Origin of the sequence: Pseudoalteromonas spongiae UST010723-006 (genome assembly GCF_000238255.3) — a bacterium.
Classification (GTDB): Bacteria; Pseudomonadota; Gammaproteobacteria; order Enterobacterales; family Alteromonadaceae; genus Pseudoalteromonas; species Pseudoalteromonas spongiae.
The window spans coordinates 1,043,926-1,057,582 of record NZ_CP011039.1 but is presented as its reverse complement, the minus strand read 5'-3'; the positions used below and the strand labels follow the sequence as shown (position 1 = coordinate 1,057,582).

Sequence of the window (13,657 nt, the reverse complement as noted above, 5' to 3'; positions counted from 1 at the left end):
TATGAAAAAGTTACTCATTGTATTATTGCTTCTAATGCCAACATTGCTGAAAGCAGAAAACTGTATGGTGTGGCCTGAATGGCAGACCTTTAAAAACAATTTTATCTCAAAAGAAGGTCGCGTAATTGATCTTGGTTCTGAAAAAAACATTACCACCAGTGAAGGTCAATCTTATGGTTTATTCTTCGCACTCGTGGCGAACGATAAAGAAACCTTTGATAAGTTACTTAATTGGACCGAGCGTCACCTTGCTGAAGGTGATTTAAGCGCACGTTTACCTGCATGGCTTTGGGGCCGTAAAACGCCATCAAGTTATGGTATTTTAGATTCTAATCCTGCGTCTGATTCTGATTTATGGATAGCCTACGCGCTTGCAGAGGCGAGCCGTTTATGGAATGAACGTCGTTATGCGGTACTTGCTGCGGTAATGGCAAAGCGCATTTTAAAAGAAGAAACCGAGTTTTTGCCAGGACTAGGATTAACCCTATTACCTGCCCCTTATGGCTTTGAAGTTGGCGAACAAACATGGCGTTTAAACCCAAGTTATTTGCCACCGTTTATTTTCCAGCGATTTGTTGAGCTCTATCCAAGTCAACCATGGCAAGAAGTACTAAATTCATCATTGGTAGTGCTTTCAGAAAGTGCGCCAAAAGGCTTTAGCCCTGACTGGGTGTTATACAATCCCAAAAAAGGCTTCCACTTCACTAAAAGGCACAATGATGAAGGTAACTTCAATGCTATTCGCAGTTATTTATGGGTAGGTTTGTTAGCTGATGATGTTAGTTACAAAGAGCAGCTGTTGTTTAAGTTTGACCCAATGGCGCGAAAAGTAAGTGCCAATCGCGCAGTACCACTCAACACCTATGCTAAAACAGGACGTACTGCAAAAACTGGCCCTCTGGGCTTTCAAGCAGCGATTCTACCTTTTATGAAATCATTTGGTGATCGCGTAACGGCAAGTATGATTAATCAAAAGATCAACGCCAACATAGACTATGAGCTGCGAAATAATTATTACAGCAGTGTACTCACATTGTTTGGCACCGCCGCAACCAATGCACGTTTTGAGTTTTTAAATGACGGTTCGTTAGTGCCGGCATGGAGCACCGAATGCAACTAAGAGCGGCAGCATTATTAGTAAGCTGTTTACTTGGGTCACAACTGCACGCCAGTGAAGGCCTTGATGCTCAGCCTATTAGTTGGCTTTTAGAACAAGTTGAACTCGGCGAGGCACAACAAAAACCACAACTGGTGATTGATAGTCTCGCCCGATTAGAGCAAGTTGAACCTGGCAGCCTCGATATTCGCGCTGCCTGGATCCGCTACTACTTCGAGCAAGGTGAAACAGAAAAAGCCGTTGAAGAGCTCAAAGCATTTAAAAAAGATGAACCGTTTTATCCGTATATTCAACGCTTAGATAGCATTGCGTATATTCACTCACCAGAAGGTAAAGAAAAACTGCAAGCTGTGCGCTTATTAGCACGCGCAGGTCAATCAAAAGAAGCTGCAAAGCAATTCAAAGCGCTATTTCGCGGCGAAATACCAACGGCAAGACTAAAATTTGAATATGCCAACATACTTTCTGCCGATCCAGATAGTTGGCAACAAGCAAAAAAGTTATTTACTAAGCTGACGCAACGCTACCCTAATACTGCACAGTTTGAAGTAGCCTATGCGCGCCATATCTTAAAACGAAAACCCACTGACAAAAAATCGCTGGCAATATTGCGTAAATACGCAACCCATTCGCAAATGCGCATTGAGGTTGAGCGCGTATGGTTAAATGCGTTAGAAGATATGCCAATTAGCACCTTTACTCGCTCACAATACAGTTACTTTTTTAGCCTCTATCCACAAAGTGATTTAGGTAAATTACAGTACGAAGTATTTAGTGAAAAATTGGTTGCACAACTAAAGCTAGAAGCCGATCCTAACTACCAAGCTTGGCAGCGCGCAAAACGCCATATGGCAAAAGAAAACTACGCACTTGCAGAAAAGCTGTTACGCAAAGCAGCCGCTGGCAGACCAAAAGACGCTGATATAGTGGGCGACCTTGGCCGTAGCTTAATGGCACAAGGCAAACATGCCAATGCCCAACAATATTTTAGCAAGGCCGCCAAACTCGCAGACAGTAGCGATAAATCAATTTGGTTAGGGTTATTAAATACTGCCAAGTTTTGGGGGCTGATCAGCGAAGCAAGATCTGCAATTGATGCCTTAGAGCTGACAAGAGCCGAACAACTGCTAGCCAGTGCATTAAAACTCAAAGAAGACACTAATACCGTACTGATTTATTCATCACAGGTAGCACAGGCCAAAGGTGACACAGCGCAGGCGACAAAATACCTGCAAACCGTATTACGCAGTGACCCTAATAATGGCTATGCCCTGTCTTTATTGCTAAATATTGTAGAACAGCAACAAAGTATTAATGCACTAGAGCGATTTGAATCAAGTTTAACTAAAAAACAACGCGAAACAGTCAGTGCGGAAATAAACGCTGCAAAAACGGCTATTTACCGTGAACAAGCTGAAGAACTGTCTGCGCGAGGCGAACCGAAAGAAGCGATTGCACTGCTTGAAAAAGCAATTAAAACCTCTCCTACAAATGGCTGGCTTTATTATGACTTGGCCTTTGAATGGCGCAAGTTAGGCGATATTGACACCAGTAAGAAAGTCTACAATCAAGCGCTTTGGCGTTTTCCAATGAATCCAGAAATTCGTTATACCCACGCTCTTTACATGCGTTCGCTAGGCGATTTTCGCGCTGGATTACAAAGCTTATCTTATATTCGGGTGAAAGATTACACGCCGCAAATAAAAGAATTAAAAGAAACGTTAGCGCTCGGTGAGCAATTTGAACAAGTCGATGTGTTAATTGAGACCGAACAAAAAGCCTCTGCCCTTGCCCTGTTACAAGACATCGAAAATCAAAATGATTTAAGTAACCTGCAAACAGCACAAATTGCAGCGCAATGGTACAAATTAGGCATGCATAACCGTGCCACCAGCCAGCTCAAAAGCGCGCTAAATAGCGCTCCTAAACTCGATTTCTACTGGTATCAGCTATACAGTGAATGGTTGCTTAGCGCAGACGACGCCGATGATCTCGATTCATGGTTTGCCAATTTGCATATGGCGCCGGCGCAAACCCAAAGTGAAAAGCGCGAAATTGAAAACTTAAAAGTGCGCTACCAAGTAAAAAAACAGCCTGATCGCGAAGAGATTATCTTAACATCTTACCTTAGCAACAACCCATCAAGCATTCCTGCAAATGCACGCTTGCTTGAATTTGCGTTAAATAAAGGTGATTTTGAGCAAGTTGATTTTTTATATGAAAATGCGCACAAATACGGCGAATTAGAATTCGAAACTGAGTATCAAGTTGCCGAAAAAGCCCTATTTAGTAATAAATATGCGTTGGGTGAAAAAGTAGTTAGACACTTAGTGTATCGCGTTCCCGCAGATGAAAACTATAATCAGCGCCGATTAATGGCCCTGTTACTCGATTTTAAAGATCAAGACAATGCGCTCAGATACCAAAAAGATCTACTCGCACTCTCACCAAGCGATGGCGAATTGCTCAATCTTGCAGGCCAAGTAGCAGACAAATTTGGCCAAAGCGAACTTGCAATTGAATACTATCGTCAAGTACTTACAAAACAACGTGTTGATGTTGCCGACAAAAAAGTGCTGCATGACTTAGCACAAGACCAAGAAACCGATACTTGGTATATGCGCTCTGCTCGCTCGGGCATTGCAAAAATTAAAAACCGTACCGATGGGCATATTGCGCTTGCTGGCGACTTTAGCGGTCAAACCAGTACGCAAAATGATCATGAACTGGGCTTAGGTGCAGCGTTATTTGAAGGCTATTTTCCATTTTTAGAGGGTCAGTTATTTGTTAAAGCGGATGCCGTTAGTATCTCTGCCCAACAAACTAACTTTTCAGAACGATTTGCCGCAAGTCGCTACGGCACTGGCGCACTTTGCTATGATACTTGCTCGTTATTTAGCATTACCCCTCGAGACCAAGGTATTGCCTTCGGTGTTGGCTGGCAAAACGAAAACTGGCGTGTGGATATTGGTACCACACCACAAGGCTTCTTAATTTCAAATATCGTAGGTGGCGTGCTCTATCAAAATAGTCTCGGTGACTTCAGCTACGACATTGAAATTGAGCGAAGAGCACTCACTAACAGCGTATTGTCATATGCAGGCCTTGAAGACGTCAATCAAAATGAGATTTGGGGTGGCGTTACCAGCAATGGTATTACCCTTGGCTTGTATCACGATCTTGGCCTCGATTGGGGTTTTTGGGCTACGCTCGATTATCAGTATTATCAAGGCAAAAATGTACTTGATAACGACCGAAAACGTGCGATGACAGGTGCCTACTATCGCTTTATCCAGCAGCCAGACTTTGAACTGTCTGTCGGCACTAACTTGTTGTACTGGGGCTATAAGCACAACCTTTCAGAAGAAACGTACGGCCATGGCGGTTACTACAGCCCACAAAAATACCTTGGTCTGTCAGTGCCTGTTACAGTAGATGGTCGTTTTGAGCAGGACTTAGTTTATCGCCTCAAAGTGAACGGTGGTTATTCGCGTACAACCACAGATGCCATTGAACTTTACCCAAATAACCCTGAACTACAAGCTGTTGCAGAGCTCAAAGCAGTTGAAACGGGCATTGATCCAATATTTGCTGCTGACAAAAGCAGTGGATTTTCATGGGGTATTGAGGGCTTAGTTGAATACCGCGTGCAACCTCAATGGTTAATTGGTGCGAGCTTTAATATCGACCGCGCTGATTTTTACGAACCAAATTATGGTCAAATTTACGTGAAGTATTTGTTTAACCCTGTTTACGGTGAGCTGCCATTAGTACCAAGGCTAATCGTGCCTTACGCTAACTATTAATCACATAATTGAAAAAGGGAGCAAAGCTCCCTTTTTTTATTTGTTAATTACTGACTTTGACTGCGCCAAAGAGCGGCATAACGCCCTTCTTTTTCAAGTAGTTGTTGGTGTGTACCCTCTTCCACCAGCCGCCCTTGCTCTAAATAAAAAATGTGATCCGCATCGGTCACGGTTGAGAGGCGATGAGCAATCATAATCGCAGTATGATGGCGTGCCACTTTTTTGATGGTTCGCATTATGGCTTCTTCGTTATGACTATCAAGTGCTGAAGTTGCTTCATCAAATACCATAATAGGAGAATCTTTCAATAGTGCCCTTGCAATCGCAACGCGCTGTTTTTCACCTCCCGAGAGCTTTAAACCGCGCTCGCCAACATGAGTTTCAAAACCATCGTTAAGCGATTCAACGAAGGTTTTAAGATTCGCTGCTTCACTTGCTGCAATCACTTGCTCTTTCGTTGCCGATAAGTTGCCGTAATGAATATTGTCATAAATACTGGCGTTAAATAACACGGTATCTTGCGGCACCACGGCAATGACTTCGCGCAATGAATCTAATTTAACCTGAGCGATATTCTGCCCGTCAATTTGAATGTTGCCATTGGTTACATCATAAAACCGGCAGAGCAACTTGGTTAGAGTACTTTTTCCAGAGCCACTCGGACCAACAATTGCAACCTTGCTCCCCGCCTTAATATTAAGAGACAGGTTATTTAAAATTGTGCGCTCTTTTGCATAACCAAAGCTGACATTTTCAAATGTAATGGCCCCTTGGTTTACAGCAAGTGACGCACTTTTGCTATTGCGCGACACAGAGGAGTCAACCTTGAGTAAATCAAACATGTTTTCAATATTGGTGAGCGAGCCTTTAATTTCGCGATAGACAAAACCCAAAAAGTTAAGCGGCATAAATATTTGCATCATAAAGGCATTCACTAATACAAAATCCCCCAGGGTCATCGCGTTTGCTTCCACATCAAGCGCAGCAAATAACAGCATTGAGGTCATCGCTGTGGCAATTACAAGGGCCTGACCGCCATTTAAGGCAAACAGTGATAATCGGTTTTTACGGCGTGCTTTTTCCCAAGCCGCAAGTTCAACATCGTACTCTTTAATTTCGTGTTCTTCGTTATTAAAGTATTTTACGGTTTCAAAATTTAACAGGCTATCAACGGCGCGGGTGTTTGAGCGATTATCAGCCATATTTGCTTCGCGAATAAACTTTAATCGCCAATTAGTCACATACACAGTGAACGTAATATAAACCACCACTGAGGCGACAATCACTAGCCCGTATTTAGCGCCATACTTGGTAGTTAAAATACCAATTACCAACATCAGCTCGATTAACGTTGGGCCAATATTGAAAACAAAGAAGCGCATCACAAAACTAATACCCGACACCCCGCGTTCAATATCTCGGGCAAGGCCACCGGTTTTGCGATCTAAATGAAATTTAAGGTCGAGGTGTTGTAAATGGCTAAATACTTTCATGCTAATACGACGCATGGCGCGCTCAGTAACACGGCCAAACAGCATGTCGCGTAATTCTGATAACACCACATTGGCAAGTCGCAGCACACCATAGGCGGCAATTAAACCAACCGTGCCTAATAACACCACATTATTTTGTTGATCTAACGTGTCTACCGTGTATTTCAGTACAAAAGGTAAATAAACACTGGCAAGCTTAGCAAATACTAAGCAACAAAACGCAATAATAATGCGCGTGCGAAATTCTAATAAATAAGGTACAACTTGTTTAAAGACGCGTATATTAAAGCTGTCATTTTCGTTTGGCACAGAAAAACCGCGGCGCATAACTCACTCGTGCTCATTAAGATCAAATATAGGATGTATTATGTATTGGCAAGCAGTTGAACAGCAAATAGAAATCGCATTAAAAACAAAAACGCTCCAGCCACTCACAACGCAAAGCCAATCCTTTTTGGATAATAATATTCACTTCACGGTGCACTTGCGCGTCGCTAAAAAAATCGACAAACCTCATCAAAGCACGCAAAAGACCAACCCGTTTTTACCTCATGAAGAGGCGATGTTTGTAAAAGACTGCCCACCGTCACACAAGCTACTGTTAAATAAGTTCCCGGTATTAAAACCCCATGCCCTGTTGTGTAGTAAAGAATTTGTAGCGCAGCAAAGTCCATTAACGGAATCTGATTTTTCAGCTTGGCTTGAACATTTAAATTCGCCTTATGATGTTGGCTTTTATAATGCAGGCCCTACAGCCGGTGCTAGCCAAGGGCATCGTCATATGCAGTTAATTCGCTTAGCACACAGTGACACCGTTACAGCTATTGCCAAACAACTAGAGGACATCAGTTTTGTGCGATTTGGCCCTCTAAATTTAGCGCTGTGTATCAAGTATTATCAACAAGCGCTCCAACAATTTGCTCTAAATAACAATGATATTGAGACCGGTGCCTACAACCTAATTATACATAAAGACTTATTCTGGTTAGTGCCACGAAAAACCGCGCATATCGAATCAATATTCGCTAACGGACTCAATTTTTGCGGCCATTTTCTAGTAAAAAATGAAGCACATCTATGCTGGTTAAAGGAACACGGTTTTATCGCGTTTTTAAGAGGCCTATGCCAAGACCTGCATAAATAAACGGCAAAAGTGCATACAAACAGGTCAAATCTGTTAGATAAGGGCTTTTGTTTAAAAAACTCTCTAGGTATACTGGCCGGATGCAGTTTGTATTAATAACCTTATTTTACCCCTCGTTCAGTATGTTTATTAACACAAATCTGCTTTCTGGGTAACTGTTACCCAAACATAACTATTGGCCGCCCGTTCAAACCGAAAGGTAGTAACAACAATAATAATATTGGCCACAACAATAATTTGAATTAGGAAGCATACGATGAATTCAGTCCCTAAAGCAGGTGAAATGTTAGGCCACCCGAAAGGCCTATTCCTGCTATTCACTACAGAACTTTGGGAGCGCTTTAGCTACTACGCAATGCGCGCAATCTTAGTACTTTATTTAGTAGACCAAGTATATTCTGAAGGCGGTAACGGTATGGGTTGGACCCAAGCCGATGCACTTTCAATGTATGGTACATTTACCGGTCTTGTTTACCTTACGCCATTAATCGGTGGTTGGTTAGCGGATCAGTACTTAGGCCAACGTAAAGCAATTTATATCGGCGGCTTCTTAATGGCTGCAGGTCAATTTATCTTAGGTACGCCGCACGCGTGGGTACCTGGCATGGAAACGGAAGCGTTCTATGTAGGTTTAGGTCTATTAATTGCTGGTAACGGTTTATTCAAGCCAAATATTTCAACCATGGTTGGTGATTTATATGAAGAAGGTGATAACCGTCGTGATGGCGCATTTACTATCTTCTATATGGGTATCAACGTAGGTGCCGCACTTTCTGGTATCGTAGTAGGTTCAGTTGTTGCACATTATGATGGTAACTACCAAGCAGGCTTCATTTGTGCCGGCATTGGTATGGTCTTCTCACTTATTATTCAATTCTTATTTGCGCAAAAACTACTTGGTAACATAGGTACAATCCCAGCGGCTAAGTTAGAAAAGCAACAACAAACAGAAGTACGTAAAGAGCCATTAACTGCTGTTGAGCGCGACCGTATTAAAGTAATCATGGTATTAGGCCTTTTCACTGTTGTTTTCTGGGCAGGCTTCGAGCAAGCTGGCGGCCTAATGAATATCTTCACTAACGAATACACAGACCGTAACATTGGTAGCTTCGAAGTACCGACTACGTGGTTCCAATCTTTAAATGCGATTTTCATCGTTGTATTTGCTCCGGTAATTGCATCTATCTGGATCCGTCTTGGTAACAAAGAACCTAACTCACCGGTTAAATTTGCACTTGGCCTTATCTTATTAGGTATTGGTTTTGTATTTATGATGGGTGCGGTTATGGAAATGGACGGTGACCCAACAAATAAATCAAGCATGTGGTGGTTAGTAGGTGCATACTTCTTCCATACCATGGGTGAATTATGTTTATCACCAATTGGTTTATCAATGGTAACTAAACTAGCTCCGCTACGTATCGCATCATTAATGATGGGTGCTTGGTTCCTATTTATTGCAATTGCTAACAAAGTTGGTGGTATCGTTGGTTCATTTATTGGCCACGGCGACACGACTAAAGAAGAGCAACTTGCAAATGCAATGTCTATCTTTGGCGGTATCTTTATTACTGCGATTGCTTCAGGTGTTTTACTGTACTTTATGGCAGATAAACTTGTTGATTGGATGCACGGTGCAGAAGATCACCACCACACTGAAGAAGAAGTGTTAGAAGAAGAGCTTGAAGTAACAGCGACTCGTTAATAACGCACTTATTACAAAAAAAGGCCTATAGTTTCTATAGGCCTTTTTTTATGTCATTAAGTGTAATTGAAGCTTAGCCGCCAGATATGGTATTTTTCATCCTCAATTTAATTCTTTTGGGTGATATGTGAAAACTTACAAGCTTTTAAGTTCATTACTAATATGTTTAGCGCTAAGTGCATGTGGTGGTGGCGAAACTGAAAAAGTATATGTTCCAGATCTAGAACAAGGTGGCGTAATCACACCATCGATGAGTTTAAACGCCAGCTTTGATAATGGCAGAATGACGCTGCGTATACCCGCAGGCATTTCAGACAGTGATTTCACCCTAAAAGTTAGCACATCACAAAGCGCGCCTTCAACGCAAACGCAACAGGTAATTTCAAATACCTATACGCTCTCTCCTGAAGACAAAACACTGCTCAACCCAATTGAAATGGAAGTGTTTGTTGATTTAACTGAATATCAACAAGGAAAAGTGTATTTAGCCCGTTTAGAAAATACAACTTGGTATCCGATTACCAGCAGTGTCGGTGCTGCAAGCGTTAAAGCGAATCTTAGTCAACTAGGTCAATATGCGGTGCTTTTTGAGCCAAAGCGCGAATTAGAAATTAGTAAAGTGATTGGCCCCGAGTGTGATGCCAATGCAAATGAGCAAGCGCTGCGCTTTATTCATGTGGCCGATTTACACTCTCGTTTTGGTTATAAAGAACAACTTTTCAGTCGCATAAAAGGCCACTACCAAAATGCCAAATCAGCACAGCCGTATACCTTATTCACTAATGGTGGTGACGACTACGAAAAAGGCACAGTAGCCGAACAAATTTCACAAGGGCTTGCCACGGTCGATGCAATAAAAGCAATGGAGTTTGATGTCCGTGTTGTCGGTAATCACGATTATGCGTGGGGGCCAACACAATTATTAGATTATGCCAATGACGACCATGCCATAGTGCTCGCCAGTAATACGCGCTATGTCGGCAATGACGAAAACGGCTTCGCCGCTGTTGATTTTGCCGCGGTGCAAGTAGGTTGTTTAAAGGTGGGCTTTTTTGGCATGACTTCAGTGCCATGGAACGAACTTGATGAACCCTTACAAACCGCCCCTATTCCAGATTTTATTCCCGACTTTAAAATGAACTGGGACTGGACTTCCGTTGCGCAAGGTATTGTTAATACCTATAGTGAAGATGTTGATTTTATGGTTATGCTTAGCCACATGGGTATAGGTGGCGACACCCGTATTGCCGAAAACATCACTGGCGTTAATTTAGTATTAGGTGGCCATACCCACGGCGGTGAAAGTATTCAGGCACTCGATAACGGTGCGCTGGTTATTCAGCCAAACTTTTTTGCGCAAGGCCTAACGGACTTAACCCTGACGATAAATACCGATTCAAACACCATTACTAACTATGACTACAAAACATATTTAACGAGTAATATCGATGTCGTTGACCAACAAATGGTCGGCACTATTGAGCAGATTATGGGGCGCTACGCGCCTGATACCAATACCGCTATTGCCTTTTCTGAAAATTACCCTAACGAAGCGCAAACCGCCGAAATTTTAGCAAATGCAACATTCTTTACCCACAGTGTCGATGCCGCCTTGTTTGATCCAATTCAAGTACAAAACCGTTGGACTCCGGGCAAACTAACCCAAGAGAAGTTTCACGAGACCTACTATGTTGAAAGACAGCCATCTGACACTCCTGGGTTTAACGCGCTTTATGAAGTCTCCGTTACGGGCAGTGAGCTAAACCAAATGCGTTTAGCGCAGCCAGAATGGGTATTTAAACTGGCAAGTGATAAATCTATCAGCAATGACAAAACCTATCGCGTAGCACTGCAAAAAGGCCCTGCCTATAACGGCAACCTGTTCTTCTCGGGGGTTACGTTACCTACGCCTACAGAATTATCAGAATCTTGGTGGGCGCTTGATCAATATGCCCGCCAGCGAACTAGCCAATGTGTGCATATTGATACCAACCAACCATTAAATAGCTGCCTTGAAGATAACTATGTCACAATTTGGAATTTCAATGATTTAGATGCGCCATTTAAAGCTGATTTTGGCCCGAGTGAACTGAGCTACTTTGATCCACTCAATAAAGATTGGGGGCCGGAACGCAGCCCATTTGTAAGTACCAGCGATGCCAATATTGCAGATCTACCCGATGGCAGCTCTGGCGTACTGGCCTTTGGTCGTCATAGCCCATCGCAAGGCTTGGCATTAAAGCATAATGTGCCCGCTAACGGCGATTTTTACCAAAGCAATAAAGTAGCCGATTACACTTTAGTAATGGATATTATGTGGCCGCAAAGCAGTAGCAATGAATTCCGTGGGCTACTGCAAACAGACCAACTTAACAACGACGATGCGGATCTATTTGTTGACCGAGACACTAATGGCGTAGGTATCACAACCCGTGATAGTGGCTTCTTTGGTAACCTACAACCCAACATCTGGTATCGCGTTGCGATTGTGTTTTATAGCGCGCCTGAAAATGGGGTTTTAAAAGTATTTATTAACGGCGAGTTAGTCGGTGAAAAAGACGAAGGTGAAATTGGTGAACGCTGGGCGCTCAGTAATACCTTGTTACTGCTGACAGACGACACTTATGAAACTGAACCGGGCTATTTAAACGCACTACTTTTTGCTGGGCGTAGCTTCGATGCAGATGAAATAGCCAACCTTGGCGGCCCAAGTAAAACGATGCGGTTTAATCAAAGTACTCGGGCACTCAATCAAAAAGTGGAACGTCACAGTGAAAGCGTTGCCACAATGGCGATTAACCCTTGGTTAAAACAACGTGAAAAGTTCTTTAACAGTAAAAAATAGCAATGATTCTAAAAGGGGCCAACGCCCCTTTTTTTGTGCGTACGCGTCGCTTACTCAAAATTGTAAATAAAACTGCACAAATATGAGCAAAAATCACACGCCATTAACAGTGCTACATTTTAGCCTGTTTTTATCTACTCACCATTCACACCGCAGAAATCAAAATTTTACTCGTGCAAAATAGGCTGTTTTTTATGCACCAATAAATCGCATTAAAAGAAACAGCTAAATATTGCCTTTTTTGTATTTAAAAGTTTACAAAAAGCCACCCCTAGCAAAATCACCTCAGCTCTTTTCCTTTTACAACTTTTGCATAATTATCTAGCCAATTCGTGTTTAAAGAGTTGGCCACTCGAAACGTAATAAGCCATCTCTCACTCTTTAGGGGACAAAAAATGACTCAAGTAAATAACCCACTCGGTTTATTAGGTATCGAATTTACTGAATATGCGACACCAGATGCAGATTATATGGACAAGATCTTTGCAGACTTTGGTTTTTCAAAACTGAAAAAGTTTAAAGGTAAAGACATCACCTACTACAACCAACATGATATTCATTTTTTACTAAACAATGAGCGTGATGGTTTTTCAGCTGAATTTGCTAAATCACACGGCCCTGCAATTTGTTCAATGGGCTGGCGTGTAGCTGATGCACAAAAAGCATTTGATGTTGCTGTTGAGCGTGGTGCAAAGCCTGCGACAGATGCGGCTAATAAAGATTTACCATACCCAGCAATTTACGGTATTGGTGACAGCCTAATTTACTTCATCGACGTATTTGGTGATAAAGGCTCTATCTATGCAAATGACTTTGAAGACCTAGCTAAGCAAAACATTGTTGAAGACAAAGGTTTCCTTCGCATCGACCACCTTACTAACAATGTTTACAAAGGCACTATGGAAACATGGGCGAATTTCTACAAAGACGTATTTGGTTTTGAAGAAGTACGTTACTTCGACATTAAAGGTCAGAAAACGGCACTATTGTCTTACGCACTTAAGTCACCATGTGGCACATTCTCGATTCCAATCAATGAAGGTAAAGACGATAACAACAACCAAATTGATGAATATCTAGATGAATACAATGGCCCAGGTGTTCAACACTTAGCGTTTTTAACCAACGACTTAGTGGGCTCTCTAGATAAGCTAGACCAAACAAATATTGCAACTTTAGATATCGTAGATCATTATTACGACACTATTTTTGACCGTGTTCCTTGGGTTAAAGAAGACAAAGATAAAATCAGAGAGCACCAAATTCTGGTAGATAGCCAAAGCGAAGACTGTTACTTACTGCAAATCTTCACTAAAAACCTATTTGGCCCAATCTTTATCGAAATGATCCAACGTGTTGACGATGGCGGTTTTGGTGAAGGTAACTTCCAAGCATTGTTCGAATCAATCGAGCGTGACCAAGAGCGCCGTGGTGTTATCTAAGTTAAGATAAGCTAACAACATAAAAAGCAGCTTTCGTCTTTTTTGGCCAAGCTGCTTTTGCTATTTCAAGGCTAACATGTTTTCAAACTTGAATTTATTAATTCA

The 13,657-nt window shown here is 42.2% G+C and carries 7 protein-coding genes; 6 read left to right on the top strand and 1 reads right to left on the bottom strand.

The window, feature by feature from the left end; genetic code table 11:
• The first annotated feature begins 1 nt into the window (after position 1).
• Both bcsZ and PSPO_RS04970 read left to right on the top strand, forming a co-directional pair.
• The gene (bcsZ, locus tag PSPO_RS04975) at positions 2–1,120 is read left to right on the top strand and encodes a cellulose synthase complex periplasmic endoglucanase BcsZ (RefSeq protein ID WP_010560525.1); all 1,119 of its coding nucleotides are present in this window, start codon (positions 2–4) and stop codon (positions 1,118–1,120) included.
• Positions 1,111–4,923, top strand: coding sequence for a cellulose synthase subunit BcsC-related outer membrane protein (locus tag PSPO_RS04970; protein WP_010560526.1), 3,813 nt, complete (start codon positions 1,111–1,113; stop codon positions 4,921–4,923). Before bcsZ ends, PSPO_RS04970 begins: the two co-directional genes overlap by 10 nt.
• Positions 4,924–4,970: 47 nt before the next feature.
• Here the strand turns inward: PSPO_RS04970 and PSPO_RS04965 are convergent, their stop codons facing one another.
• Positions 4,971–6,743 (bottom strand): ABCB family ABC transporter ATP-binding protein/permease, encoded by a 1,773-nt coding sequence (locus PSPO_RS04965; protein ID WP_010560527.1) that lies wholly within the window; start codon positions 6,741–6,743, stop codon positions 4,971–4,973.
• Positions 6,744–6,783: 40 nt separating this feature from the next.
• Here PSPO_RS04965 and PSPO_RS04960 point away from each other — a divergent pair, with 40 nt between their 5' ends.
• The 4 genes from PSPO_RS04960 to hppD all read left to right on the top strand — a co-directional run bounded on the left by PSPO_RS04960 (position 6,784) and on the right by hppD (position 13,552).
• Positions 6,784–7,560 (top strand): ATP adenylyltransferase family protein, encoded by a 777-nt coding sequence (locus PSPO_RS04960; protein WP_010560528.1) that lies wholly within the window; start codon positions 6,784–6,786, stop codon positions 7,558–7,560.
• A 256-nt stretch (positions 7,561–7,816) separates the two neighbouring features.
• Positions 7,817–9,265 (top strand): peptide MFS transporter, encoded by a 1,449-nt coding sequence (locus PSPO_RS04955; protein WP_010560529.1) that lies wholly within the window; start codon positions 7,817–7,819, stop codon positions 9,263–9,265.
• 127 nt (positions 9,266–9,392) lie between these two features.
• Entirely contained in the window at positions 9,393–12,110 is a 2,718-nt protein-coding gene (locus tag PSPO_RS04950; RefSeq protein WP_010560530.1) for a metallophosphoesterase, read from the top strand.
• 395 nt (positions 12,111–12,505) lie between these two features.
• The gene (gene hppD, locus PSPO_RS04945) at positions 12,506–13,552 is read left to right on the top strand and encodes a 4-hydroxyphenylpyruvate dioxygenase (protein WP_010560531.1); all 1,047 of its coding nucleotides are present in this window, start codon (positions 12,506–12,508) and stop codon (positions 13,550–13,552) included.
• Positions 13,553–13,657 lie beyond the last annotated feature (105 nt).